Annotated in this window: 26 protein-coding genes; 7 read left to right on the top strand and 19 right to left on the bottom strand. The window is 68.0% G+C overall.

Features of this window, described 5'->3' with window-relative positions:
* Positions 1-100: 100 nt before the first annotated feature.
* Positions 101-340: a nuclear transport factor 2 family protein gene (locus C5E41_RS26545; protein ID WP_258081266.1), complete on the top strand. Its 240-nt coding sequence runs from the start codon at positions 101-103 to the stop codon at positions 338-340.
* Positions 341-413: 73 nt separating this feature from the next.
* Here C5E41_RS26545 and C5E41_RS26540 read toward each other — a convergent pair whose 3' ends face one another.
* Entirely contained in the window at positions 414-1,574 is a 1,161-nt protein-coding gene (locus C5E41_RS26540; RefSeq protein WP_104378460.1) for a helix-turn-helix domain-containing protein, read from the bottom strand.
* Positions 1,575-1,680: 106 nt separating this feature from the next.
* Here C5E41_RS26540 and C5E41_RS26535 point away from each other — a divergent pair, with 106 nt between their 5' ends.
* Positions 1,681-1,986, top strand: a complete 306-nt coding sequence (locus C5E41_RS26535) for a hypothetical protein (RefSeq protein WP_104378459.1) — start codon at positions 1,681-1,683, stop codon at positions 1,984-1,986.
* A 918-nt stretch (positions 1,987-2,904) separates the two neighbouring features.
* On the opposite strand, the gene C5E41_RS26525 is transcribed toward C5E41_RS26535, so the two are convergent.
* Entirely contained in the window at positions 2,905-3,378 is a 474-nt protein-coding gene (locus C5E41_RS26525; RefSeq protein ID WP_308706133.1) for a DUF6596 domain-containing protein, read from the bottom strand.
* A 186-nt stretch (positions 3,379-3,564) separates the two neighbouring features.
* On the opposite strand from C5E41_RS26525, the gene C5E41_RS26520 reads away from it, so the two are divergent.
* Positions 3,565-4,938, top strand: coding sequence for a wax ester/triacylglycerol synthase domain-containing protein (locus C5E41_RS26520; protein ID WP_104378456.1), 1,374 nt, complete (start codon positions 3,565-3,567; stop codon positions 4,936-4,938).
* On the opposite strand, the gene ccsB is transcribed toward C5E41_RS26520, so the two are convergent.
* The 6 genes from ccsB to hemL form a co-directional block, all read right to left on the bottom strand.
* On the bottom strand, positions 4,931-5,923 hold the full coding sequence (gene ccsB, locus C5E41_RS26515; RefSeq protein ID WP_104378455.1) for a c-type cytochrome biogenesis protein CcsB: 993 nt from the start codon (positions 5,921-5,923) through the stop codon (positions 4,931-4,933). The genes C5E41_RS26520 and ccsB overlap by 8 nt on opposite strands.
* Before the next feature lie 2 nt (positions 5,924-5,925).
* Positions 5,926-7,629 (bottom strand): cytochrome c biogenesis protein ResB, encoded by a 1,704-nt coding sequence (gene resB, locus C5E41_RS26510; protein ID WP_104378454.1) that lies wholly within the window; start codon positions 7,627-7,629, stop codon positions 5,926-5,928.
* Between the two features lie 5 nt (positions 7,630-7,634).
* Complete coding sequence (locus tag C5E41_RS26505; RefSeq protein ID WP_439956511.1) at positions 7,635-8,495, bottom strand: cytochrome c biogenesis CcdA family protein; 861 nt, start codon at positions 8,493-8,495, stop codon at positions 7,635-7,637.
* Positions 8,496-8,500: 5 nt separating this feature from the next.
* Positions 8,501-9,079, bottom strand: a complete 579-nt coding sequence (locus tag C5E41_RS26500; protein WP_104378476.1) for a TlpA disulfide reductase family protein — start codon at positions 9,077-9,079, stop codon at positions 8,501-8,503.
* 26 nt (positions 9,080-9,105) lie between these two features.
* Positions 9,106-9,711 (bottom strand): histidine phosphatase family protein, encoded by a 606-nt coding sequence (locus tag C5E41_RS26495; protein WP_104378475.1) that lies wholly within the window; start codon positions 9,709-9,711, stop codon positions 9,106-9,108.
* 203 nt (positions 9,712-9,914) lie between these two features.
* On the bottom strand, positions 9,915-11,252 hold the full coding sequence (gene hemL / locus C5E41_RS26490; RefSeq protein WP_104378474.1) for a glutamate-1-semialdehyde 2,1-aminomutase: 1,338 nt from the start codon (positions 11,250-11,252) through the stop codon (positions 9,915-9,917).
* A gap of 250 nt (positions 11,253-11,502) precedes the next feature.
* On the opposite strand from hemL, the gene C5E41_RS26485 reads away from it, so the two are divergent.
* Positions 11,503-11,886 carry a hypothetical protein gene (locus C5E41_RS26485; protein WP_104378453.1) on the top strand — a complete coding sequence of 128 codons (384 nt, stop codon included), beginning with the start codon at positions 11,503-11,505 and terminating at the stop codon, positions 11,884-11,886.
* 71 nt (positions 11,887-11,957) lie between these two features.
* Here C5E41_RS26485 and C5E41_RS26480 read toward each other — a convergent pair whose 3' ends face one another.
* The 5 genes from C5E41_RS26480 to hemB form a co-directional block, all read right to left on the bottom strand.
* Entirely contained in the window at positions 11,958-12,296 is a 339-nt protein-coding gene (locus tag C5E41_RS26480; protein WP_146097701.1) for a hypothetical protein, read from the bottom strand.
* A gap of 90 nt (positions 12,297-12,386) precedes the next feature.
* Entirely contained in the window at positions 12,387-12,626 is a 240-nt protein-coding gene (locus C5E41_RS26475) for a hypothetical protein (protein ID WP_146097700.1), read from the bottom strand.
* On the bottom strand, positions 12,623-13,210 hold the full coding sequence (locus C5E41_RS26470) for a hypothetical protein (protein ID WP_439956551.1): 588 nt from the start codon (positions 13,208-13,210) through the stop codon (positions 12,623-12,625). The genes C5E41_RS26475 and C5E41_RS26470 overlap by 4 nt, the downstream gene beginning before the upstream one ends.
* Positions 13,211-13,568: 358 nt before the next feature.
* The gene (locus C5E41_RS26465) at positions 13,569-14,087 is read right to left on the bottom strand and encodes a hypothetical protein (RefSeq protein ID WP_104378450.1); all 519 of its coding nucleotides are present in this window, start codon (positions 14,085-14,087) and stop codon (positions 13,569-13,571) included.
* Positions 14,084-15,061 (bottom strand): porphobilinogen synthase, encoded by a 978-nt coding sequence (gene hemB, locus C5E41_RS26460; RefSeq protein ID WP_104378449.1) that lies wholly within the window; start codon positions 15,059-15,061, stop codon positions 14,084-14,086. Before hemB ends, C5E41_RS26465 begins: the two co-directional genes overlap by 4 nt.
* A gap of 330 nt (positions 15,062-15,391) precedes the next feature.
* On the opposite strand from hemB, the gene C5E41_RS26455 reads away from it, so the two are divergent.
* The gene (locus C5E41_RS26455; protein ID WP_062967249.1) at positions 15,392-15,661 is read left to right on the top strand and encodes a hypothetical protein; all 270 of its coding nucleotides are present in this window, start codon (positions 15,392-15,394) and stop codon (positions 15,659-15,661) included.
* Between the two features lie 70 nt (positions 15,662-15,731).
* Here the strand turns inward: C5E41_RS26455 and C5E41_RS26450 are convergent, their stop codons facing one another.
* The 4 genes from C5E41_RS26450 to C5E41_RS26435 all read right to left on the bottom strand — a co-directional run bounded on the left by C5E41_RS26450 (position 15,732) and on the right by C5E41_RS26435 (position 20,618).
* The gene (locus C5E41_RS26450; protein ID WP_104378448.1) at positions 15,732-17,294 is read right to left on the bottom strand and encodes a uroporphyrinogen-III synthase; all 1,563 of its coding nucleotides are present in this window, start codon (positions 17,292-17,294) and stop codon (positions 15,732-15,734) included.
* A complete protein-coding gene (hemC, locus tag C5E41_RS26445) occupies positions 17,291-18,295 on the bottom strand; it encodes a hydroxymethylbilane synthase (protein WP_104378473.1) in 1,005 nt (334 codons plus the stop codon). Before hemC ends, C5E41_RS26450 begins: the two co-directional genes overlap by 4 nt.
* Before the next feature lie 62 nt (positions 18,296-18,357).
* Entirely contained in the window at positions 18,358-19,746 is a 1,389-nt protein-coding gene (locus tag C5E41_RS26440) for a glutamyl-tRNA reductase (RefSeq protein WP_104378447.1), read from the bottom strand.
* The gene (locus C5E41_RS26435) at positions 19,743-20,618 is read right to left on the bottom strand and encodes a redox-sensing transcriptional repressor Rex (protein ID WP_104380627.1); all 876 of its coding nucleotides are present in this window, start codon (positions 20,616-20,618) and stop codon (positions 19,743-19,745) included. Before C5E41_RS26435 ends, C5E41_RS26440 begins: the two co-directional genes overlap by 4 nt.
* 353 nt (positions 20,619-20,971) lie before the next feature.
* Between C5E41_RS26435 and C5E41_RS26430 the strand changes: the two genes are divergently transcribed.
* Both C5E41_RS26430 and C5E41_RS26425 read left to right on the top strand, forming a co-directional pair.
* Entirely contained in the window at positions 20,972-21,232 is a 261-nt protein-coding gene (locus tag C5E41_RS26430; protein ID WP_104378445.1) for a glutaredoxin family protein, read from the top strand.
* A gap of 81 nt (positions 21,233-21,313) precedes the next feature.
* Positions 21,314-22,351: an HAD family hydrolase gene (locus C5E41_RS26425; protein WP_439956505.1), complete on the top strand. Its 1,038-nt coding sequence runs from the start codon at positions 21,314-21,316 to the stop codon at positions 22,349-22,351.
* A 69-nt stretch (positions 22,352-22,420) separates the two neighbouring features.
* Here the strand turns inward: C5E41_RS26425 and C5E41_RS26420 are convergent, their stop codons facing one another.
* Both C5E41_RS26420 and C5E41_RS26415 read right to left on the bottom strand, forming a co-directional pair.
* The gene (locus tag C5E41_RS26420; RefSeq protein ID WP_104378443.1) at positions 22,421-23,431 is read right to left on the bottom strand and encodes a lysophospholipid acyltransferase family protein; all 1,011 of its coding nucleotides are present in this window, start codon (positions 23,429-23,431) and stop codon (positions 22,421-22,423) included.
* A complete protein-coding gene (locus C5E41_RS26415) occupies positions 23,428-24,510 on the bottom strand; it encodes an NAD-dependent epimerase/dehydratase family protein (protein ID WP_104378472.1) in 1,083 nt (360 codons plus the stop codon). Before C5E41_RS26415 ends, C5E41_RS26420 begins: the two co-directional genes overlap by 4 nt.
* Positions 24,511-24,686 lie beyond the last annotated feature (176 nt).

Here is a 24,686-nt window from a genome sequence, read left to right as displayed (position 1 = left end):
ATCTCAGCCCAATCCTCCACAGCAAGCATCCCTTCGGTCCTCCCTGGCTCGGATACAGCCAGGGTCACCGACCAGGTGGTCCGTTTTGAGTTGCCGCGCGGTGGTCATTTTTCACGTGCTGCCGACAATCCCCGAAGAGGTCGACACGGTGGTCGAGCGAATTCTCGTCGACGGCCCGGATGCGGTGGTAGCGGGCGAAATTCGCCAAACCGCGCGCGCGACCCGTCGCCCCTATCGTGCCCGCTTCGCCCTTCACCTCACGGTCGAGAACGGCCTGATCACTCGTCACCACGTCTACGAGGACAGCCTTACGGTCGCCCGGGCGTTCGACCCGAATTGACCGTAAACGACTCGAATGGCTTCTCTGCCCGCGTTCATCGCCGAATCGTGCCGCGCAGAGAAGAGGACGACCTCTACAGTCCCGCGCCGATCCACGCGGCGAATCCCAGCAACCCTTCCGACTGACGGCGCTGTGCCGCAGCGATGCCGTACACCGTTTCGCGCACCGACGGATGCAATCGCGTCTGCTGCGGCGCGGCGGCGCGGGCCTTGTTGAGCGCCGCCAGCGCTCGATCCGGCTTGCCGGACATCAACCACGCCCGCGCATTGTCCTGCCAGTGATGGCCGACGCGGGTAGGCGGCGCACCCGCCGGCGCGGCTAGTTGTGCGCCGGCGATAGCCGCCCTGTTCGGGTCGCCCGCTTCGAGTTCTACTGCGTGAGCATGTATGTCGACGTTCAGCGGACCGAACGCAGTCATGTAGAGGTCGGTCTCGCCGGTGTGTGCGGCCAGTTCACGTGCGGAACCGATATGGTCCAGCGCACGTGCGTAATTCAAGGAGCGCGCTTCGTTGATCGCGCCGGCGAGATGTGAGTAGCCGGCGAGCACCATCCCGGCATGAGAATCGTCCGCCGCGTCCAGCGCCGAATCGATCAGCTGCGCAGCGACTTCCGACTCGCCGTAGTGCGTGAGCGCCCGTGCGCGTGCCAGTACCGAGAACGCCGCGTAGTTCGAGTCGTCGGCCAGCGGGGCATAGGTATCCGCCAGATCCAATGCCGGAAGGGCGAGCATCATGTGCCCGGTGCGGCGTACCGACCATTCCGCCAGGACGTAGGCCGCGGTCAGCAGCGTGTATGCCCGCGCTCGCTCATCGCCGCTCAGATCTCGCACCGCGCCGTGCAGACGGCGAAGCAAGTCCGGCAGTACCTCGATCGTTTGACGCGTTCGATCGCTCCGGTAGAGCCGTTGCGCCGCAATCAGTTCCGATTCCAGTTGAACGAGCGTGCCCGGCTCCGCCGCTCGCGCGTATCGCCCCTCGGTGAGCAGTACCGATAGCTCGTTCACCGCGTCCGACAACGGCTTTCCGTCGTCGTACGGCGCCCCGGTGAGCTGTTCGGGCGTGATGTGCAACGCCCGCGCGACGGCCGAGATGAACCCCGGCGACGCAACCTCTCGCCCCTGCTCGACCGCCTTCACCATCGACAGCGAGTAGTTCGCGCGCGCCGCCAATTGGCGCTGCCCCAAACCGGCGATCTTGCGCTCGGATGCGATTCGCCGCCCCACGTGTTCGCCCATGTTCCGAGAGTAGATCGATACTGCCGCCCTGTCCCCCTGTCCCTTCACTGGTCCTCGGGGCTCCTACCTGCGCCGAATCTGAAATACACAGACAGGAGGGGTACGGATGAGAACACGTCCGACAGCGCTGGCCTGGATCGATCCGGAGGTCAGTACCGCACCGAATTGGGATGCGGCACAGGTGAAACGGCTCGCCCGCCACCTCGGCTACACACTGGTCTGGCCGGTCCCGCATCGGACGATTCCGCTGATCGACCAGATCCGAACTGCCGACGTGGATGCGATCGTCATGCCCGCACCCGCCCATCTCGACGTCCGCACCCTCGACCTGATCATGCACCTAGCGGACGTCGAAACCGCATGCCCTCGATTGTCTTTCGCACGGTGGAGCGCATCCGGAGCCCGAGCGTGAATCCGAGCGAGCGCGCCGTCCTGCGCACGCTCGCGCCGGGAGGTCTCCGCACCACCGCCCCACTGCGACGGGCCACGGCGCATACTGCGCGAAGCATTCGCCGCGCCCTGGCCCGCCTGCACGCTCGCGGCGTGATCGTCCCGAGCCGGGACCACGCCCGACGACAGCTGAGCCCGCACGGTCGCGCCGTCGCGGCGACGATCCGGTGATCGGCCTGCTGATCGCCGCGGGATCCCGACGACCGTATTCCTCTGGGCCGCATACTGGCCGACCTGTACGGGCGAAACCCTGTTCCGGCCGAGGAGCCCGCGCTCGGCGGACGATATGCACCGTCCCGGATCGTCATCGGCGGTGGCGCCATCGGGCGTCCCGCGGGCCGGTACGAACCCGCGGCCACCTCGCACGTCCGCGACGATGCCGTGGTGCCGTGACGTCCCGCGGCCACCGTCGACATCCCTCGGCGGCGCGAGAGGAGGGCAGTGCCCCACCCGCTGGGCGGCTCAGACCCACAGAAGTGGGGCACCGGTTCATCCCCTAACAACGGAGGCCGACGTATCCGCTCCCTATCGAGGGCGACCTCCGCGCATACACGGTAACCGGTACCACCCCTCCGGTTAGGTCGCATTAATGCGATTGCAATGAATCGTTACCTGCCCGCCGACGGCCGAGCCGCAACCCTGCAGGTACGGCGAATGCCCGCGCGTCTACGCAGGTTGACACGGGCTTGTCCGGGTTCGCTCCGCAGTTCCAACGTCCAGCGCGAAAGGTCGCAAGATTGCGCAACGGGACAGAGACCAACGCACACCGCTGATACCGATTCCGACACCCCGGCAGGCCACCGAACCGCGCGGATGGCGCGGATGAGAGTGGGTGCGGCGGGCAAAGCCGTAAGACCTCGCAACTGCCCGCGCCGACGCCTTACCCCGCGGCCGCGAGTGCGGCGGCCATGCGGTCCAGCAGAAGGTGCCGCTCTTGCCTGGTGGGGGCGAGTTCGGCGGCTCGCTCCAACTCGGCGGCGGCGTCGTGATGCCGGCCGAGCCGGGTGAGGAAATCGCCGCGGACCGCGCCGAGCAGGTGGTATCGAGCGGTGAGCTGGACGAGAGCGTCATAGAGGGCGAGGATGGCGACCCAATCGGTATCACCGAAGGTGGTGGCGTGGGCATGACATCCGGAGATCGCCGCCTGCAGCGAATACGGCCCGAGCGGACGCGCCAGATCGAAGGCGCGGTCGAGCATGCCCAGACCGTGTTCGATCGGCGTGCGGTCCCAGCGGCGGCGGTCCTGGTGCTCGAGTTGGACCGGAATGCCGTTGTCGTCGACGCGGGTGCGGAAGCCGGCTCGATGTCCTGTGCGCCGAAAACCATGAACGAGACCTTTGCGACGGTCCGGGATTTCGACAGGGTTCGACAGGGTTCGACAGGGAAGGAAAAAACTCTTTCCGGGAGCCCTTGGTCACGCCGGCGCCGACGTTCGGCCCTACCGGCGTGGCGCGTGAGGTGAATACGCTCGACACACGAGCGGCGCCGGGAGTCGCATCCGCGGCGATCACGGCGCCGATTCCTCAGCGAAGGCAAGCCGATGACGGACACGCGCGAATCTCATCTCAGCCAGTCCGACCTGTTCTCGTGGAGCATGGAGCGCGACGCGATCCTGCGCTCGACGATCGTCTCGGTCGTGATACTCGACGCGGAGCCCGACTGGGAACGCCTGGTGCAGGCCATTGATCGCGGCACCCGGGTGGCCCCCCGCTTCCGGGATCGGCTGGTCGCCCTGCCGGCCGGTCTCGCGCCCCCGCGCTGGGAAGCCGACCCCGATTTCGACCTGTCCTGGCATATGCGGCGAGTTGCGCTACCGGCCGCGGTCGACCGAAGGGCGGTGTTCGAATTCGCTCGCGTCGAGGCCATGACGGCCTTCGACCCGGTCCGCCCGCTGTGGCAGGCAACCGTGCTGGGCAATGTGGCCGGTCGCGGCAGCGCGTTGGTGCTCAAGGTGCATCACTGCCTGACCGACGGGTTGGGCGGCATCCAATTGGCCAACGAGATCGTCGATTTCACCCGCGCCGGCGGCGAACCTCGTCCGGATCCCGAGCCCGCCCCGGAAAGCCGCGGTGGGCTGGCCGACGTCGTCGGATGGAATTGGGCGGTGTGGTCGGAGTTGCTGCGCGGCGGCCTCGCGCATGTGCTGCCGCTGGCCCGTCACGTCCTCGCCCACCCGGTGGGTACCGTGCGCGACGGGGTGGAGCTGGCCGTCTCGATCGGCAAGCTGGCGCGACCGGTGGTCGACACCCTGTCCCCTGTGATGACGAAACGTGGTCTGGCGCGCCACCTTTCAACTCTCGACGTTCCGCTCGAACCGCTGCGCCGCGCCGCGCACACGGTCGGCTGCACCCTCAACGACGCCTTCCTCGCCGGGGTGGTCATCGGGCTGCACCGCTATCACGAACTGCACGAAACGGAGGTCGAGCGGCTGCGGGTCACCATGCCGGTCAGCATGCGCAAGGACACCGACCCGATCGGCGGAAATCGCATCACCCTGGTCAGATTCGCGCTGCCGGCCGGCATCACCGACCCGGCCTCCCTGATGCCCGTACTCGACGCGATGGTCGTCGGCTGGCGGCACGAACCGGCGATCCCCTATTCGGCCGCCGTCGCCGCCACGCTCAACCGACTACCGGTCGCCATCGTCACCGCGATGCTCAAGCACGTGGACTTCGTCGCCTCGGACGTCCCCGGCTCCCCCGTGCCGATCTACATCGCCGGCGCCGCGGTCGAGCGGATGTACGCCTTCGGCCCCACCATCGGCACGGCGTTCAACGTCACGCTCATCTCCCATACCGATACCTGCTGCGTGGGCATCAACGCCGATACCGCCGCGGTACCGGACGTGGAAACCTTCACCGACTGCCTAGCCGATGGTTTCCACGCCGTCCTCGAACTGGGTGAACCTAGTTGAGTCCCGCGTAGGAGTGCAACCCGCTCACCACGATGTTGATGATGAACAAGTTGAACAGCATCGCGACGAAACCGGCCACGTTGATCCAGGCGGCCTTGGTTTCGCGCCAGCCGGAGGTCGCGCGGGCGTGCAGGTACGCCGCGTAGATGACCCAGGCGATGAAGGAGACGGTTTCCTTCGGGTCCCAGCCCCAGAAGCGGCCCCACGCGCTTTCGGCCCAGATGGCGCCCAGGATGATGCCGGTGCCGAAGAGGGGGAAGGCAACGATCGTCGTGCGGTAGGCGAGGCGGTCGAGGGTACGGGCATCGGGGAGGCGGCGGGCGAGGGCGCCGAGCGGGTTACTCGATTCCTGTCCTTCCGGCTGGTACATGCGCAGCAGGAACAGCAGGCTCGCCACACCGGAGAGCATGAAGATGCCGCTGCCGATGCTGACGATGGTGACGTGAATCGGCAGCCAGTACGACTTCAGCGCCGGAACCACGGGCGCGGCGTCGGCGTAGAGCACCTGGCCGGCCAGGAACATCAGGATCAGCACCGGAACCAGCAGGAAGACCCACATCGCGCGGTACCGGCGGTCGTGGATGAACACCAGGCCGGTGACCATCGCGGCCGCGGTCGCCATGGTGATGAACTCGTACATGTTGCCGAGCGGGAAGCGGTGGGTCGCGAAGCCGCGCAACACGATCGAGGCCAGGTGCAGGCCGATCGCGACGAAGAGCACCGCGAACGCCATATTGCCGAGCTGCTCCGCCAGCGAACGCTTCGGGGCGGGCTCCAGCTTGCCGGGCACGATCGGCCGGTCCGCGCTCACCCCGCCGGAGGCGCCGACGCCGACCAGTTCGCGCTCCCGCTCCTGGGCGCTGGTCACCTTCTTCTTCGCCGAGGCGTACTGCACGATCAGCATCGCCAGCACCAGCAGGTAGACGACGAACGCCGTCTTGAAGGCGAGATTGCTGTAACCGGCGAGTGTTTCGTCGATCGGCATGTTCACTCTCCCGTGCTCTCGGTCCGGGCGACCGGGCGCTGATCCGCAGGGCTGCCGGTGCCGGCGCGGTCGGAGCCCAGCAGCCGCGTCAGCAAGCGGTCGAACTCGCCGCCCCAACCCGCTTGGTCGGTGCGGGCCAGCCCACCCATTTCTACTACAGTACGTCGTTCACCGGAACCGTCGGCATCCGGGCCTTCCGGATATGCGCGCAACCAGATTCGCCGCCGCTTCACCAGCAGCGAGACGAGCAGCCCCGCCATCATCGTCAACGCGCACACCAGGACCCAGTTCTGCGCCGGGTCGTGGGAAACCTGCAGATTCGCGTACTGCTGCGCCCCGTCGAAGGTGACCTTGGTGCCGTCGGCCAGGGTGGCCGATTCACCCGGCCGCAGATTGACGCGCTGCTGCTTCGTCAACCGGCCCTGTTTGATCATCTCCGGATCGAGCGAGAACAGCGACTGCGCGCGACCGGTGTCGAGCCCGGTCTCGCCGCGGTAGATGTCGATCGCCACCGCCGGATCGGTCAGTCCGGGATACGAGGAGGTCAGCAGACTGCCGTGCATCAACGCGGTGGGCGCGAACAGGCCCTCGATCGCGATCTGGTTCTTGCGCCGCTCGTCCTCGCTGCCGTACATGCCGCCCGGCGGGTCGAACCGCATCACACCGCTGGACAGGAATGTCGCGCCGTCGTCGGGCCGCCACTGGATGGTCTCGGTGCGCTTCTGCCCGTTCGGATAGGTGACGGTGAAGGTCGGCGCATACCCGTGTCCCTGCAGGTACACGCGGTCTCCGGCGACGCGCAGCGGATGATTGACCTGGATGGTGGTGTCGCGCCAGGTGTCGGTCGCCAGATCGTCGCCGGTCTGGTACGAGATGTTGGCGGTGAACATCTCGGCCTGGCCGTTGGGCAGGTAGTCGGCCTTGAAGTCCTTGACGCGCACGCAGACCGGGGTCAGTCCGGTGCCGTCGTTGACCCGGCCGGCCTTGAACGAGTCGAAGACCGCCGGCGAGGTGGTGCAGAATCCGGGACCGCCGTCGGCGACGACGATCACGTTGCCCTCGTAGCCGAACAGCTTGCCCGCCGCCACCGCGACCAGCAGGCCGACCAGGGCCAGATGGAAGACCAGGTTGCCGAGTTCGCGCAGATAACCCTTCTCCGCCGAGAGCGTCACCTCACCGGGACGGCCGTTGCGCACCTCGGAGCCGTCCCGCACCACCGTGCGCCAGCCGCGCAGCCCGCGCCGCGCCTGCTCGATCGCCTCGGCAGGGGTGTCGCCGGTGACGGTCGCGGCATGGTGCGGCAGCCGGGACAGATTACGCGGCACCATAACCGGCGGTGTGCGCAGCGCCTTGTAGTGGTCGAAGACGCGCGGCACGATGCAGCCGACCAGCGAGACGAACAGCAGGGCGTAAATCGCGGTGAACCAGAAGCTGGAAAACACGTCGAACAGCTGCAGCCGGTCCATCCACGGGCCGAGGGTGCCGCGATCGGCGATGTACTTGTCGACCTTCTGCGGGTTCAGACTGCGCTGCGGCAGCAACGCCCCCGGAATCGCCGCCAGCGCCAGCAGGAACAGCAGCATGAGCGCCGTGCGCATGCTGGTCAATCCGCGCCAGGCGTTGCGCAGCAGTGCGAACGCGCGGCGCGGCAGCGACTGGCGCGGCGGCTTCGCGGCGGTGGACGGGGGCGTCATCGTGACAGTCATGGGGCTCAGATCGGCAGGGTTACCTGGGAGACGAACACATTGCGGATCCATCCGACGAACTGATCCCACATCCCGGTGACCAGCGCGATACCGACCACGACGAGCAGAACGCCGCCGATGATCTGGATGGTGCGCGAATTGCGCCGGAGCCAGCCGACGCCGCGCAGCGCGGTGGCCGATCCGAACGCGAGAATCACGAACGGCAGGCCGAGACCGAGGCAGTACGCCACGATCAGCACGACACCGCGCGCGGCCGTTGCCCCCTCGGTTCCGGCGGATACGGCCATCACGCCGGAGAGCGTCGGGCCCAGGCACGGCGTCCAGCCCAGGGCGAAGACCGCGCCCAGCAGCGGGGCACCGACGACTCCGGTGAGCCGGCGCGGATGCATTCTGGTGTCGCGCTGCAACATCGGCACCAGGCCGAGGAACACCAGCCCCATCAGGATCGTCACCACACCGCCGACGCGTTGCAGCAGTTCACGATTGACATTCAACGTCTGGATGACACCGAAAACCGTCGCCGAGGCCAGCACGAACACCACCGTGAAGCCGGCGACGAAGAGTCCGGCCGCACCCGCGACGCGCATCCGGCCGGAGCGCAGCGCGACGGCCGGCCCTTTCCCCTGGGCTTCGTCCACGGTGACCGGCGGCGCTTCGGCTCCCACGAGCCCGGCCAGGTACGACAGATATCCCGGCACCAGCGGCACCACACACGGCGACGCGAACGAGACCAGTCCGGCGAGCAGGCAGGCGCCCAGCGCCAGCAGCAGCGGCCCGGTTGCCGCGGTCTGCTGAAACGATTCGCCGACCGAAGCCAACGCCGGCACCGCCCGGGAAGCCAATGCCGGCACCGCCGGGGAAGCCAGAGCCGTCACTGCCGGCCCTCCTGCGCGACCTGGTTCACCACCGGCAGCAGATCCTCGGCCAGCAGTGACCGCAGGAAGACCGCGGCGACGCGATGCTGCCGATCCAGTACCAGCGTAGTGGGGATGACGCTGGTGGGGAATTTGCCGCCGAGCGCCAGCAGGCTGCGCATCTCGGGGTCGTAGACGGAGGGGTAGCCGACGTGATTGTCGGTTACGAAGTCACGTGCCTTGTCCTGTTGCGGATCACGCACATTGATCCCGAGGAAGGCGACGCCCTTGTCCTTGGACTGTTCGTAGACCTGTTCCAGCGCGGGCGCTTCCGCGCGGCACGGCCCGCACCATTGGCCCCAGAGGTTCAGCACGACGACCTGGTTCGGGAAGTCGTCGACCGAGACGGTCTTGCCGGTCATCAGATTCGGCCCCGAGAGGTGGCCGATCGTGCCGCGGGCGGCCGGCGGGTCGTACCGAATATCGGTCTTGCCACCGGGTGAGACGAAATCGAAGGTGCCGCCCTGGGCGACCGCGTCGTTCCCCGACGAACAGCCGGCCAGCGCGGCGACGACCGCCACGCAGGCCAGCAGCATCGGCAGCAGACGCCGGACCGCCCCGCTCACGCCCCGGTCACCCTGGGATCCGAGCCGCCCGACGGCTCGGAGTAGACGATGTCGATCAACGTATCGCCTTGGTACACAAGCGAAGTCAGCGAGGCCAGCGAACACTGCCGCTGCCGCGGATCGTGCCACAGCCGCTTGCCCTCCAGGAAGCGCCGCAGCGTCCACACCGGCAGCTGATGCGACACCACCACGGCCTCGTGCCCGGCCGCCTCCACCCGCGCCTTGTTCACGGCGGCGAGCATGCGATGCGCGATCTGCAGATACGGCTCACCCCACGATGGCGTGAACGGATCGCGCAACTTCCACCAGTGCCGCGGCTTGCGCAGGGCGCCGTCACCGACCGACACCCGCAGCCCCTCGAAGGTGTTACCGGCCTCGATGAGGTTGTCGTCGGTGCGCACGATCAGCCCGTGCTGTCCGGCGATCGGCGTGGCGGTCTCCTGGGCGCGCTGCAGCGGCGAGGCGACAACCAGGGCGACATCGTGATCGGCCAGGGTGCGCGCAACCGTAGCCGCCTGCGAGCGACCCGTCACCGAGAGGCTGAAACCGGGCAGGCGGCCATACAGGATGCCCTTGGGGTTGTGCACCTCGCCGTGGCGCATCACGTGCACGATGGTCTCGGTATCCGAGGCGACGTCACCGGGTAGCGAGGGAATCTTGCCGGCATCGGCTCCCGAGTCCGGGCCGGGCCCCTGCGACGGTTCGGCTTCCCCGTTCGCCGCGGCGGCGACCCCGGGCGACGCCGGTTCTTCGTGCGATGGGGATTCTGTTGCGGCAGTGACGGATTCGAGCTGATCTGGGTCGCTCACGCGCGGGATCCTTCGGGTGTGGCGGTCGCGGCTGCCGCAGCGGCGGCGGGCAGTGCGGCAGCAATGCGGTCGAATGCGTCCTCGTCGAGGGCGGCCGAGACGAACCAGGCCTCGAACGGGCTCGGCGGCGCGTAGACGCCACGTTCCAGCAGCGCGTGGAAGAAGGCCGGGAAGCGCCAGGTGGCGGTGGCCTTGGCGGTGGCGTAGTCGGTAACCGGACCCTCGGCGAAGAACACGCTCACCATATTGCCCGCGAATTGCACGGTGTGCGGGACCCCCGCGGTGGTCAGAGCCTCGGTGATCAGGGATCCGAGGCGTTCGGCATTGCGGTCGAGGGCGGCGTAGACGTCCGCGTCGGCGGCACGCAGCGTGGCCAGCCCGGCCGCCACCGCCACCGGATTACCCGAGAGCGTGCCGGCCTGATAGACCGGCCCGATCGGGGCGAGGTGGTCCATGACCTCGGCGCGGCCGCCGAAGGCCGCGGCGGGCAGCCCGCCGCTCATCACCTTGCCGAAGGTGTACAGGTCGCCCGCGACCGGATCGCGCCCGTACCAGCCCGCGGCGCTCACGCGGAAGCCGGTCATCACCTCGTCCATGATCAGCAGGGCGCCGTGTTCGCTGGTCAGCTCACGCAGGCCGGCGTTGAATCCGGGCAGCGGCGGGACCGCGCCCATATTGCCGGCGGCAGCCTCGGTGATCACGGCGGCGATCTGACCCGGGTATTCGGCGAAGGCCGTGGCGACGGCTTCGAGGTCGTTGTAGGGCAGCACGAGGGTGTCGGCGGCCTGCGCTCCGGTCACGCCCGGCGAGGTCGGCAGGCCCAGGGTCGCGACACCGGAGCCGGCATCGGCCAGCAGCGCGTCGACATGGCCGTGATAGCAGCCGGCGAACTTGACGATCTTGCTGCGCCCGGTGAACCCGCGCGCCAACCGCACCGCACTCATGGTGGCCTCGGTGCCGGAGTTCACCAGCCGCACCCGCTGCACCGGATCGACGCGGGCGGCGATCGCCTCGGCCAGTTCGATCTCGGCCTCGGTCGGCGCGCCGAAGGACAGCCCGCCGGTGGCGGCCCGCCGCACCGCGTCCACGACAGCCGGATGGGCGTGTCCGAGGATCATCGGCCCCCAGGAACACACGAGGTCCACATAGTCGTTGCCGTCGGCGTCGGTGAGCGTGTACCCGCGCGCCGAAGCGATGAATCGTGGGGTGCCACCGACCGAATTGAAGGCCCGCACAGGCGAGTTCACACCGCCGGGGATGATCGCGGCGGCGCGTTCGAAGAGTCGGGCGGAGACCGGCACGTTTACCTGGGTCGCGCGCGGAGAAGAACTCACGACCACCAGTGTCGCAGCCCGCGCCGAAGGGGTCGACGACAGGGTGTAGTGGGGTGAGCCACCCCACAAGCCAAGGTCGCACATTGTACTCCCGTCGACCCGACCGGCGGTTTGCCGAGAATTTCCTCACATCCGCCCGTCAGCGCCGTCACCGCAACACGCCGTGTAAATTTCCGACCATAAGGGGTTGTCGCCGAGTTGCCCATGCGTAACCTCGTACCCACCACTACGCTCACGGCCGGGAGGGTTCATGCGTAAAGCAGTATTCGGGGTAGCCCTGTTGACAACCCTCGTCGGCTCCGTCGCGGCGGCGACCCAGGCTGCCGCCGTGACGCCGGTCGTCCAGCCCGACCAGCAGCGCGCCGGGGTCATCCTCACACACGACGAGACCGCCGCACTCGGCGACGGTCCGATTCCGGCACTGGTCACGATGGTCGTTCCGATGAACCGGATCGGGGCGGGACTGAAGCCGGACACCCAGCTCTATCACGACCAGCACGGCAATGTGCACGCCTCACTGCGGCAGGTGATCGAGGAGGCGGCGAGCCACCCGGACGGCAGCGTCGTGGTGATGGCGAACGTACCCGGATCGCACGGAACGCGCCTGCTCGACGTCTTCCAGCAGTGGCACTAACCGCAGCTCTTCACAGAGCAGCCAGCTGCCCCGCATCGACCTGAGCGGCCCCGCGACCTGAGGGTCAGGGCTCAGGGGACCGGAACGCCCAGGCACAGCAGGGTATAGCCGGTGGACAGCAGGCAATTCAATGGCGTGGGAAGCAGATCCAGCAGCGAGACCTGCCCGGTGCGCAGCGGGGTGGAGACCGCGCCGGCGGGCTGGGGATCGACGGAACTCGCGACGGTGCCGCTCGGCGATCCGGCCGGGCCGGACGTCTGCGGGCCGACCGGCACCCCACCGACAGCCGAAGTGGCTGCGGCCGAGGGGTTTTCGGGCGAAGCAGCCGCCACGGCGACCGGGGCCGTACCGATCGCGGCGGCCGCGAGAATCGTGAACGAGGTCTTCCACACTGCTCGGTTGCGCGTCATGGTGCTCATTTTCCGGCAATACCCACAACACTCGATCCGCTATCGGGCGACACGCCGCGAAATCGGGTGCGGCTGTGGCGAACAGGCGTGTCAGCGCGGGCGAACCGCGCACCGCACCACCAGATCGATGGCCGCGAGGCCCGCGGCCGTGACCAATACGGTGGCCAGCGCGAGCCACGGACCGGCGTAGTGGGTGGATTCGAAGGCGGGCTGATCCCCGGCCGCCGCGAACCAGGTCCGATGGACACCGTGCCGCCAGCTGGGCACGGCGGCCACCGCGCAGACCACGACCAGCACCAGATCGAGCAAGATCCACAGCCGGCGCATCACGCCACGTCCTCCTTGCCCTCGGTAGCCTCGTCGTCCTCGGGACTGCCAGCGGCCGCCGCTGGTTCCTCCGTCGCGGGCGCCGAATCCTCGGCGAGCCGGTCGATCGCGGCGCTCAATCGCGCGCGCAACTGCTGATGATCGCGCGCCCATGCCTGCACCATCGCGCCATCGCGCAGTTTCAGGCCGATGCCGCGGCGACGACGCGGCACTGCGGTCAGCTCACCCAGCGCGCGGGCAGACTGCCAGGGATCGTCGTCCCACGATTCCTTGTCGTGTTCGGGAAAGATTCGCGCGATCGAACTCACGGGCAGCGTTTCGGTGCCCTGACGCAGCACGGAGTCGGTGAGTTCGACGCTGACGTGGCGCTTTCCGGCCACGACCTGCAAAGTCACGAATCCGGCGAGCAGAATCGCGCAGAAGGCGAGGCCAAACCAGTGCACCGGGCCGCGCCGCAGCGCCAGTTCCAGGATCAGCACCAGCAGGCAGAGCAGGGGGCCGTAGGCGACCGTTCGCCAGCGGGCACCGGGCTCGCTGAACAGCACGGAATCCGGCCGCACCGCGACGGTGGATGGGGCGTCGCTCACGCAAGACCTCCGAATACGACGCGCGGGCCGGTGCGAGCGGGTGGCGGCGAAGTCAGCCGACCTTCCCCGGGAGCAGCAGGCCGGCGAGGGTGAGCAGTGCCAAGAGCAGCAGCAGACCCATCACCAGAACATCGCGTCGAATGCTTTGTCGCTGCTGAATCACCACGCGCATCGATGTCTCCGATCCACCGAAGCCATCCGTGCTGCGTACTCATCGCGGTAGCCGATCGATGCGACCACCGACCGAAAAACCACATCCGAAGAACAACGCACAACCAACGACTTTCAGTTCCCGAGCTCCCTGTGACAACCCTCACCATACATCCCGATCGGCACGCGACAAATTCGACCTCGCGTCTCAGCTGCCGTTCGCTCGGAAATACGCCTCGGATTCCTTTCTGCGGCAGAGAAATACGGCTCCGCAGGCCAGCACCGCCTGCAATATCGCCGCAGCCCCGATCAGCACCGCCGGGCCACCGGAGACCGCGCCGAGACCGAACATCGACCCGACGGCGCCCAGCACCAGCACAGCGGTCGCCACATCGGCAACCGTGCGCGCCCACAGTCGGCCGCGCCCGAGTTGGTACACCACGGCTACCGCGCCGATGCCGACGGCCAGGCCGTAGGTGAGGACCAGTACCTCCAGAATCGAAACCACCAGCTCCATCTGCGCCACGCTGAAGTCGGGCCGCTGGCCGTGCAGCTGGTCGTAGAAGTCCTGGGCGACCTGGCGACGATTGCCGAGGCGGTCGACCGCGCCGAGGATCAGTCGCAAGACCCCGAGCGCGACCACGGCCCACCACAGCTGGCAGGCGGTGCGCACATCCTCGGGTCTGGTCCGAATGCCGGGCTCGGCCGGCAGGGTCGCCGGATTCACGACAGCCAGTGCGCGGCCTCGGTGGCCCAGTAGGTGAGCACGATATCGGCACCCGCGCGTCGGATGCCGAGAAGCGATTCGAGAATCGCGCCGCGGCGGTCGATCCAGCCGCGTTCGGCGGCGGCGGTGATCATCGCGTACTCGCCCGAGATCTGATAGGCGGCGACCGGAACCGGCGAATGATCGGCGACATCGCGCAGGATGTCGAGATACGACATGGCCGGTTTGACCATCACGATGTCGGCGCCCTCGGCCAGATCCAGTTCCAGCTCACGCAGCGATTCCCGCCGATTCGCCGAATCCTGCTGATAGGTCCGGCGATCGCCCTGCAGCGACGAGCCGACGGCCTCCCGGAAAGGGCCGTAGAACGCCGAGGCGTATTTGGCCGCGTAGGCGAGGATCCCGGTGTCGATGTGACCGGCCGCATCCAGTCCGGCGCGGATCGCACCAACCTGGCCGTCCATCATGCCGCTGGTGCCCAGCAGTTCGGCGCCGGCCTCGGCCTGGGCCAGCGCCATCTCCACATAGCGTTCCAGGGTCGCGTCGTTGTCGACGGAGCCGTCGCCGGCCAGGACCCCGCAGTGCCCGTGATCGGTGAATTCGTCCAGGCAGGTATCGGCCATCACGACGGTCTCACCGCCGACCTCCTCGGTCAGCGCGCGCAGGCCGCGGTTGAGAATGCCGTCCGGGGCACTGGCCTGGCTACCCGCCGCATCCTTGTCTTCCGGGCGCGGCACGCCGAACAGCATGAGCCCGCCGACCCCCGCCCCGACCGCCTCTGCCGCGGCCTTGCGCAGCGAATCCATCGAGTGCTGGTACACGCCGGGCATCGAACTGATCTCGCGCGGTTCGGACAGGCCGTCGGCGACGAACATGGGGAGTACCAATTGCCTTGGTTCCAAGGTGGTTTCGGCGACGAGGCGACGCATCGCGGGGGTACGACGCAACCGCCGCGGGCGGTCCATTCCGGTCATAACCGCACGATACGCCGCACGGGAGCCCGGCTCCCAGGCACCTCCCGGCCGGTTGGCGTGGGTCACACCCGGCGAATTCCGGGCGACGCACCGACGACGCGGGCGCGGCGCCGAAACCCGTTGCGAGGCCCGGTTTTTGTCGGTGCCCTCCGGTAGGATCGAAGATGTGTTCGAGGGGATTCGTCAACAGTCGAACCGGCCTCGGTAACGCGCTACTGCCCACGGCGCGCGACCGATCGATCGGCGGTGGGACGGACTGCCCATATCCGTCCCGCCTTCGATTCGGCCCACCGACGACCCGATGAACCTCCATCCGAGGGGAGGATTCTCATGCCCACCGCACCGACGATCATCGATCCCTACGCGCCGCTGGTGAAACAGCCCCTACCGGCCGGACGGCCGCGCTCCTGGTACGTGATGCACAACCGGAGGTTGAAGGCCATGCGGCTGGCCATCGCCCTGCTCGACTCCGGCGTATACCGCGCCAACCTCGCCGACAACCAGACCATTCGGCACACCGCCGAGGTCGTCGGCATCCGTCCGCCCTCCAACAAGACCTGCAGCCTCGTCCGAGACCTCATGCGCGTACGCCGGGTGTGAGCGCCTTTTCGGCGTACCGCTCAGCGACCCTGACTAACGAGCCGCTCAGCGACCCTGACTAACGAGCCGCTCAGCGGCTGCGGCGGCTCTTCTTGCGCGGCGGGGGCAGCAGGCCCTCGGCGCGCAGGTGGGCGGCGTGTTCGGCCAGGGCATCGACCAACGGGCCGACCTGGGCGATCTCGGGTTGCACATCCACGCGCAGGCCGAATTCGATTGCGGTCTCGGCGGTTTTGGGGCCGATGCAGGCAACGATGGTGCGCGCGTGCGGCTTTCCGGCGATACCGACCAGATTCCGGACGGTGGACGAGGAGGTGAACAGCACGGCGTCGAAACCGCCGGTCTTGATCATCTCGCGGGTTTCGGCCGGCGGCGGCGAGGCCCGCACGGTGCGGTACGCGGTGACATCGTCGATCTCCCAGCCGCGGTCGCGCAGACCCTCGGCCAGAGTTTCGGTGGCGATATCGGCGCGCGGCAGCAACACGCGGTTGACCGGATCGAAAACATCGTCGTAGGGCGGGAAGTCGGCCAGCAGACCTTCCGAGGACTGCTCACCGCTGGGCACCAGTTCGGGATTGATACCGAACGAGCGCACCTTGTCGGCGGTCGCCTCGCCGACACAGGCGATCTTCACGCCGGAGAAAGCCCGTGCGTCCAAACCGAATTCGCCGAACTTCTCCCACACCGCGCGCACGGCGTTGGTGGAGGTGAACACCACCCACTGGTAGCGCCCGTCGACCAGACCCTTGACCGCGCGCTCCATCTGCGCGGGGCTGCGCGGCGGCTCGACGGCGATGGTCGGCACCTCCATCGGGATGGCGCCGTGCATGACGAGCTTCTCGCTCATCTCGCCGGCCTGCTCCTTGGTGCGGGGCACCAGCACGGTCCAGCCGTACAGCGCCCGCGACTCCCACCACGACATTTTGGCGCGCTTCTCGACCTCCTTGCCGACCGTGACCACCAGCGGTCCGACCAGCTCGGAGGCAGCGGAGTTCAGGGTGGCCAGCGTCGCCTCGATGGTGCGCTGCTGCCGGGTGGTGCCGCGCACGGTCACGGCCACCGGGGTCTGCGGTGCGAGACCGTGCTCGACCAGCGCGCTCGCGGTTTCGGCCAGGTGGCCGGAGGTGGCATGCAGCACCAGCGGGCCGGGAGCGGCCGCGACCGAGGCCCAATCGACCTCACCGCGCACGTCGACCTCGGTATGCGAGGAGCCCAGCGCGATACCGGCATAGGCTGGAACCGTGGTCGCCGACGGCAGCCCGGGCAGCACCTCGAAGTTCATATGCGACCGGGTGACGGCGTTGACCTCGGCGATCACCGAATCGGTGGTCATCGGATCACCGGAGACCAGCCGCACCACATCGTGTCCGGCGCGGGCCTCGTGGACCAGTGTCTTCGCGACCTCGGCCGGCTCGCCCAGCGCGGGGCGCACATCGACGGCGGATTCCCCGTCGGGGCCCGGCTCGACGGCGGTGCCGATCATGGCCAGCACGCCCTTGTCGACATCGGGGTCGGTGAACGCCAGCCGGGCTCGTCCCAGCACCTCGCGGGCGCGGACCGTGAGCAGTGCCGGGTCACCAGGACCCGACCCGACGAACAGAATCCGACCGGGATGTTTCTTGGTGGCTCGGCTCATGGCTTGTTCTCCATCGGGCTGGGATTGGTGAAGTCGGACGCGCCGGCGGATACCTCGCCGGCCAGCAGGTCGCGCGCCCCCAGCTCCAGGAGCTCACGCGCCAGATCGCGGCCCAGCTGCTCTGCGTTCGCGAGCGAGCCGACCGCCGAGGCCCGGATGACATCCGAGCCGTCGATCGCCGCCGCGCCGCCGCGCAGCGACAGTTCCTCCACCACGCGGCCCTCGTCGTCGAGCGATTCGACGACTTCGGCGAGCGCACCGACCGGCGCCGTGCAACCGGCTTCGAGTTCGGCGAGCAGAGCGCGTTCGGCGACGACCGTGGCGCGACTGCCCGGATCGTCGAGGGTGGACAGGATGGTGACGAGATCGCTTTCCTCGCTGCGGCATTCGACCGCGAGCGCGCCCTGGGCCGGTGCCGGCAACATCTGCACGGGCTCCAGGGCCTCGGTGACCGAGCCGAGCCGGTCCACGCGGGACAGCCCGGCCCGCGCGACGACCACGGCATCGAGTTCACCCTCGGCGACCTTGCGAAGTCTGGTGTCGATATTGCCGCGCAACGGCACGATCTCGAGACCGAGGCCGAGGGCGCGCAACTGGGCGGCACGCCGCGGCGCGGAGGTGCCGACCCGGGATCCGGCGGGCAGTTCGCCCAGCACCAGGCCGTCCCGGGCGACCAGGACGTCACGCGGATCCTCGCGCGGCGGTATCGCGGCGATGGTGAAGCGTGGATCGGGCGCGGTGGGCAGATCCTTGTAGGAGTGCACCGCGATGTCGACGGTCCCGGCGGCCAGTTCCTCGCGCAGCGCGGCGGTGAATACCCCGACACCGATCTTCTCGACCGGGTCGGAGGATTTGTCGCCTGCCGTCTTCACGATGACCAATTCGGCGTGCTGCCCGGCGGCGATCAGCGCGTCGCGCACGGTGCCGGCCTGGGTCAGTGCCAGCACGCTGCCGCGGGTGCCGATCCGCCACGGGGCATCCGTGGTGCCACGTCGCGTCATGTTGTGCTCCTGCGTGTCGACCCCGGTGGCCGCGCCCCCGAATGCGGTGGCCGTATCAGCGCTCACTGCGGATGCCCCTGTTCGTCTCCGAGATGGCTCGTGGTGAAGTCGTCGGCCAGTTCGCCGCCGAGAGTGGCGATTTCCATCGGCGCCGCAACAGCTTGTGCCGCACCGGGTTTCAATTCGAACAGCTCACGCAGTGCCTCGGCGTAGCTGCCGCCGCCGGGCACCGAGGCCAACTGCTTGACCCGGACCGTGGGCGCGTGCAGCAGTTTGTCGACCACCCGGCGCACTGTGCGGGCCACCTCTTCGCGCTGCGGATCACCGAGATCGGGCAGTTTGGATTCCAGCCGCATCAGTTCCGCCTCGACCACCTCGGCCGCGCGCTGGCGCAGGGCCGCGACGGTCGGGGTCACCTCGGCCATCCGCTGGCCGGACAGATATTTGGCGAGTTCCTCCGCGACCAGGGCGCGCGCGGCGCTGGTGTCGTCGGCCGCCGCACCCGCCGCGGGATCGCGCTGCAACGTCTCCATGTCGATGACGGTGACATCGGGCAGGCCGGCCACCGCGGGATCCACATCGCGTGGCAGGCCCAGGTCGCAGATCACCATCTGATGTCCGGCGCGGGAGACGTTGAGTGCCCGGTGGGCGTCGGCCAGGCTCACCACCGAACCGACCGCACCGGTGCTGGTGATCACGATGTCGGCATCGGCCATGGCGTTCACCAGATTCGACAACTCCAACGCGGTCGCCGGTGCGCCGTGCATGGTAGTCGCGGTGTGGGCCAGCCGCTCGGCACGCTCGAGGGTGCGGTTGACCACGACGATTCTGCCGATTCCGGCCCGTGCCAAATGGGCCACCGACAGCCCGCCCATCGCACCCGCGCCGACCACGACCGCGGTGCGGCCGACCAGGTCGCCGAGGACATTCGCGGCGCGCTCCAGGGCAACCGACACCACCGAGGCGCCCGCGCGGTCGATCCCGGTCTCCGAATGCACCCGCTTGCCGACCCGCAGGGCGTGCTGGGCCAATTCGTGCAAGGTGCGCCCGGCGGCCTGCTGGGCATCGGCGGCGGCGTAGGCAGAGCGGATCTGGCTGAGCACCTGCTGCTCGCCGACGACCATCGAATCCAGGCCACTGGCGACCGCGAACAGATGTTCCGCCGCCGCCTCGCTGTAGCGCACGTAGGCGTGTTTGGTCAGTTCGTGCAGCGGCAGATCGGAATGCTTGGCCAGCAGATCGCCGACCTCGGCCAGGCCGCCGTGGAAGGCGTCGACCACGGCGTAGATCTCGACGCGGTTGCAGGTGGAGACGATCATCGCCTCGGAGATGTGCTGGGAGGCCAGCATGCGGTCGGTCAGCTTGGGCCGGTCCTCCTCGGTGACCGCGACCTTCTCCAGCACCGCCACGGGAGCGCTGCGATGCGAAATTCCGACGAGAAGCACACTCATGGTGCGACCACCGATCCCTTGCTGGTTGGCTCCGTTGCCGAATGCGAGGCTGTCTTGCGGGGTGTGGGCTGGTGGGCCGTGCGTCCGGCCATCCGGCGTCCGATCGGAGTGGATACCGCGTGCACGGTCTCCCCCCCGGCGACGCGCTCGGTCGCCGCCGACTCGGCCGCCCCGAGTTCCGCGCTGCGAGCGCGCTCGAACGACAGCATCTGCAGTTCGACGGCGAGGTCGACGCGGCGGACCTCCACGGTGGCCGGAACCGCCAGGTTCACCGGCGAGAAGCTGAGAATGCACTGCACCCCGGCGGCGACCAGTTCATCGCAGACGGCTTGAGCCGCGGCATCGGGAACGGTGACCACCGCGATCGTGGGGGCGAGTTCGGCGACCGCGGCACGCAGCCGGGCGGTGTCGAGCACCCGCAGCCCGGCGACCGACGCGCCGATCACCGCGGGATCGTTGTCGAAGATGCCGACCATGGTGAATCCGCGCCGCGAGAATCCGCCGTAACCGGCCAGTGCCCGGCCCAGATTCCCGGCGCCGACCAGGATCACCCGATGGCCGTCGGCCAGGCCGAGCACGTCCTCGATGCGGTTGCGCAGCTTGGCCACGTCGTAGCCGACGCCGCGAACACCGTTGGGGCCGAGGAAGGATAGATCCTTGCGAAGCTTGGCCGAACCGACACCCGCCGCGACAGCCAGTTCTTCACTCGATACGATGAGCACACCCTCGTCGGCCAGGACGGCGAGCACTCGGAGGTAGGTGGCCAGACGGGTCACCGTGGCCTGCGGGATGTCCTTGTTGACGGATTTGCCGGAAAGGCTGTTCAGAGCTCTGCCGGAGACGCCATTCGGCGTCTCATGCTGCTCTGTCACGTCGTTCGGCTCCTCGTCCGGCCGGGGGGTAGTGTCCGGGGTTTCGCTTGGTCCACCACCGATACCGGGCACAGGCATCGGTATCGGATCGGTATTGGTACACGGGGTGCGGTTGCGTCCGCCGCCAGAAGCAGGCGGGTCGCGTGTCACCACCGTAACCGCTTGTGAAGCCCTGCACAAAGTCGGTGAATTCAGTCACTCTCCACTCGTCGGCTCCACGAATGCCTGCTCACATTCAACCGTCGTGTAGCACCGGCTTCGGTGCAGGCACGCCGGACCGGCGATTTCCCGCGCGAATCCGGCGAGTCGCGGCTAATCGCGGGTCTGTCGGCATGGTGGCATTTAATGGCGATATGAGTACTGCCACGCATTCGGTGACGTTGCTGACCCGCGAGGGTTGCGGTATGTGCACGGTCGCATTGACGCAACTGCGCGCCATCTGCGCCGACTTCGGCGTGGAACCGGCGACCGTCGATGTGGACGCGGCGGCGGCCACCGACCCGTCGCTGCGGGCCGAGTTCGGCGACCGGCTGCCGGTGGTGCTGCTCGACGGCCGTGAACACAGCTACTTCGACGTGGACGAATCCCGGTTGCGGGCCGATTTGAGTCGCTGAGCACACATCGCCGAGCAGCCGTCGGGGCAACGCTGTGCTCGGCTAATGTTGGAGTGTTCGCGCGAACAGGCGGAGGTACTGGTGCCGGAACGATCGAAAGATGCGAGGGCGGGCTTCATCGCGGGCAGGTTCGGCGAATTCCCGGCGCGCTGGGGGCAGGGTCTGTCGGACCAGCTCACGCGGATCGCGCGCAGCCCGTTCGGGCCCAGCGAGGAAGAGGTACGCGCCAACCTCGCCGGTGAGGCCAGCGCCGATGCCGCCCTCGCGCTGCACGACGCGGAATTGGCCGAAACCTATGGCGCCGAAGCCGATTCGGAATTACCGCCCCATGCGCGCCCGCCGCGCGACCTGACCGCCGCGGCATTTTTCGACGTGGACAACACGATGGTGCAGGGCGCCTCGATCGTGCACTTCGCGCGCGGCCTGGCGGCGCGGAAATACTTCAAGACTTCCGACCTCGTCGATATGGCCTGGAAGCAGGTGAAATTCCGGGTCACCGGTAAGGAAAGCCAGGGCGATATGGCCAGCGGCAAGGAAAAGGCGCTGTCATTCATCGCCGGCCGCTCGACCGCCGAACTCGCGGCGCTGGGCGAGGAAATCTACGACGAAATCATCGCCGACAAGATCTGGCCCGGCACCCGCGCGCTGGCGCAAATGCATCTGGACGCCGGTCAGCAGGTCTGGCTGGTGACCGCCACGCCGGTGGAACTCGCGCAGGTCATCGCGAAACGCCTGGGATTGACCGGCGCATTGGGCACGGTCGCCGAAAGTGTGGACGGCGTCTTCACCGGACGGCTGGTCGGCGATATTCTGCACGGCCTGGGTAAAGCACACGCGGTGCGCACCCTGGCTATTCGCGAGGGCCTCAATCTCAAACGCTGCACGGCCTACTCCGACAGCCACAACGACGTGCCGATGCTCTCGCTGGCCGGTACCGCGGTGGCGATCAACCCGGATTCGGACCTGCGTGAGGTCGCCAAGAATCGCGGCTGGGAGATTCGTGATTTCCGCACCGGACGCAAGGCCGCCAAGATCGGCGTGCCCACCGCATTGGCGCTGGGTGCGGCCGGTGGGGCGGCGGCGGCCGTCCTCACCCGCAGGCGCGAACAGCACGGCTGAGATTCCCCGGAAGAAAACGACCGAGCCTCCCCGCCGCAGCGAGGAGGCTCGATATCTTTTCCTCCGGTGTCAGCCGGTGAAGGGGTTACGCCGCTTGGTGAGCAGTTTGTACAGCGTCTGCTGGATGGTCTCGCGGACCTGATCGGTGACCTCGAACATCGTCATCGGATCGTCGGCGGCCTCGGCCGCATAATCCTCGGTCGCGATGGGCTTGCCGAATTCGATGGTCCACTTCGACGGCAACGGGATCGCGCCCAGCGGTCCCAGATGCGGAAATGTCGGAGTCACCGGGAAATACGGCAATCCGAGCAGGCGTGCCAACGGCTTGATATCGGCGAGCTTCGGATAGATCTCCTCGGACCCGACGATCGAGCACGGAATGATCGGTACACCCGTTTTCACCGCCACCGAGACGAATCCGCCGCGGCCGAAGCGCTGCAGCTTGTAGCGCTCCGAATACGGCTTGCCGATGCCCTTGAAGCCCTCGGGAAACACCCCCGCGACCTCGCCCGACCGCAGCAGCCGCTCGGCGTCGGCGGGGCAGGCCAGGGTATGGCCGGCCTTGCGGGCCAGCCCACCGACCACAGGTGTCTCGAACACCAGGTCGGCGGCCAGCAAGCGCAGCGACCGGTGGGCGGGATGCCGGTCGTGCACGGCCAGCTGCAGCATCAGCGCGTCCAGCGCCACCACGCCGGCGTGATTGGAGACCACCAGCGCACCACCGGAAGACGGAATGTTGTCGATGCCGTTGACCTCGACTCGGAACCACAGTTCCGACAGTGGCCGCAGGCTCGGCAGAATGACCGATTCGAGCAAATGTTCGTCTCGCCCGAATTCGTCGACCTGGTAGTCCCCGGTGAGGCGGCGGCGGGCGAAATCGGCGGTATTGCGAATACCGTCGGCCACCGCACCCCGCACCAGATCACCCAGCGAGCGCGGCGAGGCCGATTCGGCCAGCCGCTCGGTCAGCGAGGTCACCGGCTGCATGGCCGGCTCCACCGGCCACCGCCGCGACGCGGGGCGCTGCCGGGCCTCGAAATCCGTCTCGTGCAGGTGAATGACTTTGGCCACGTCGTTCATCGATGTGCTCCCGTCCCGGCCCCGACGAGGCCGAGGAGTCTGTTTTCTGCAGCGTCGATCCAGTGCGGATCTATGACGGGCCGCAACGCTGCGCCCCCGATGAAGTCGTCGAACGCCTGCACCGTCGTCCAGCGCGGTGCGAAGCCGAGTTCGGTACGCATTCTCGTGGTGTCCAATCCACAGCCGTAGTGGAAGTAATCGATCTGCTCGGTGGTGAACTCACGCATCACCGGGCCCATGAACGACCGGCCGACCGTCCGGAAAACACTCATCGGCACCGGTAGTTCGACGCGCCCCGCGCGACGGATGACCTGCGACAAAGCCAGCGCCCCATCCCCGGCGACGTTGAACGTGCCGCCCGGTGCGGAATGCGCCGCATGCGCCAGCGCCGCGATCGCGTCCTCTTCGTGCAATAGCTGCATACGGGGGTCGCGACCGAAGATCGTCGGCGTGATCGGGGAGCGGAAATACTCCACACCCCGGCCCGCCAGACGCGGCCCCACGATCGGTGTAAAACGAAGGATCGCCGCGGCGATATCCGGACGCCGACGCGCCATCCCACGGACGAATCCCTCGACCTCTATCATATCGCGCGCGAACCAGCCCTTCGGCGGCGTGCGCGCACTCATTTCCTCGGTGAATTTCGCCGGATCCTTCGGACCACAACCGTACACCGCCGAGGAGGACCGGAGCACGACACGGCGCACGCTGGGCGCCTTCTGGCAGGCCGCCATCAGCTGCATCGCGCCGAAGACGTTGTAATCCTTCATCGCCGCGCGGCCGCCGCCGGCGGGCGGGCGGGAGAGCACAGAAGGGTGCACCACGGTGTCGACGTTGTTTCCGTCGATCACCTTGCGAACCAACGGATTTCGGATATCGGCGCGGACGAACTCGGCGCGCCCCATCCGGCGCAGCAGATCGCGGCTGGGCATCCGGGTGTCGACGGCGATGACGCGTTCTATCGTGGGATCGGCCGCCAGCCGTGTGACGACATTGCCGCCGAAGAAGCGGCTCACGCCGGTGACGAGGACAACTCCGGGCGGCTGGTCGTCGCGGCCAGCCGTATGCCCATCCCGCATATCCGAACCCACGCCGAATCCCACCTGTGCACCCCTGCTTGGCTAGTTCCGTCAACCAGAGTAGCGGCTGTTACGGAGGTGGCCGAGAGTATTAACCAGGTTCTAACGATGTCTTCAGTCACCGGAAACAAATGCCAAAGCCCGCCACCCAAGACGGTGGCGGGCTTCCAGCTAAT

Origin of the sequence: Nocardia nova (genome assembly GCF_002933465.1) — a bacterium.
GTDB classification, from domain to species: Bacteria; Actinomycetota; Actinomycetes; order Mycobacteriales; family Mycobacteriaceae; genus Nocardia; species Nocardia nova_B.
Note: the sequence above shows the minus strand (reverse complement) of the source record. Positions and strands in the feature narration are given on the sequence as shown.

What these genes read in the sequence shown, in the direction of transcription:
- C5E41_RS26540 (WP_104378460.1), bottom strand. Translation starts at nt 1,574, where the DNA reads ATGGGCGAACACGTGGGGCGGCGAATCGCATCCGAGCGCAAGATCGCC.
- C5E41_RS26535 (WP_104378459.1), top strand. Translation starts at nt 1,681, where the DNA reads ATGAGAACACGTCCGACAGCGCTGGCCTGGATCGATCCGGAGGTCAGT.
- C5E41_RS26520 (WP_104378456.1), top strand. Translation starts at nt 3,565, where the DNA reads ATGACGGACACGCGCGAATCTCATCTCAGCCAGTCCGACCTGTTCTCG.
- ccsB (WP_104378455.1), bottom strand. Translation starts at nt 5,923, where the DNA reads ATGCCGATCGACGAAACACTCGCCGGTTACAGCAATCTCGCCTTCAAG.
- resB (WP_104378454.1), bottom strand. Translation starts at nt 7,629, where the DNA reads ATGACTGTCACGATGACGCCCCCGTCCACCGCCGCGAAGCCGCCGCGC.
- C5E41_RS26500 (WP_104378476.1), bottom strand. Translation starts at nt 9,079, where the DNA reads ATGCTGCTGGCCTGCGTGGCGGTCGTCGCCGCGCTGGCCGGCTGTTCG.
- C5E41_RS26495 (WP_104378475.1), bottom strand. Translation starts at nt 9,711, where the DNA reads ATGCGCCACGGCGAGGTGCACAACCCCAAGGGCATCCTGTATGGCCGC.
- C5E41_RS26485 (WP_104378453.1), top strand. Translation starts at nt 11,503, where the DNA reads ATGCGTAAAGCAGTATTCGGGGTAGCCCTGTTGACAACCCTCGTCGGC.
- C5E41_RS26480 (WP_146097701.1), bottom strand. Translation starts at nt 12,296, where the DNA reads ATGACGCGCAACCGAGCAGTGTGGAAGACCTCGTTCACGATTCTCGCG.
- hemB (WP_104378449.1), bottom strand. Translation starts at nt 15,061, where the DNA reads ATGACCGGAATGGACCGCCCGCGGCGGTTGCGTCGTACCCCCGCGATG.
- C5E41_RS26455 (WP_062967249.1), top strand. Translation starts at nt 15,392, where the DNA reads ATGCCCACCGCACCGACGATCATCGATCCCTACGCGCCGCTGGTGAAA.
- C5E41_RS26450 (WP_104378448.1), bottom strand. Translation starts at nt 17,294, where the DNA reads ATGAGCCGAGCCACCAAGAAACATCCCGGTCGGATTCTGTTCGTCGGG.
- hemC (WP_104378473.1), bottom strand. Translation starts at nt 18,295, where the DNA reads ATGACGCGACGTGGCACCACGGATGCCCCGTGGCGGATCGGCACCCGC.
- C5E41_RS26440 (WP_104378447.1), bottom strand. Translation starts at nt 19,746, where the DNA reads ATGAGTGTGCTTCTCGTCGGAATTTCGCATCGCAGCGCTCCCGTGGCG.
- C5E41_RS26430 (WP_104378445.1), top strand. Translation starts at nt 20,972, where the DNA reads ATGAGTACTGCCACGCATTCGGTGACGTTGCTGACCCGCGAGGGTTGC.
- C5E41_RS26420 (WP_104378443.1), bottom strand. Translation starts at nt 23,431, where the DNA reads ATGAACGACGTGGCCAAAGTCATTCACCTGCACGAGACGGATTTCGAG.
- C5E41_RS26415 (WP_104378472.1), bottom strand. Translation starts at nt 24,510, where the DNA reads ATGCGGGATGGGCATACGGCTGGCCGCGACGACCAGCCGCCCGGAGTT.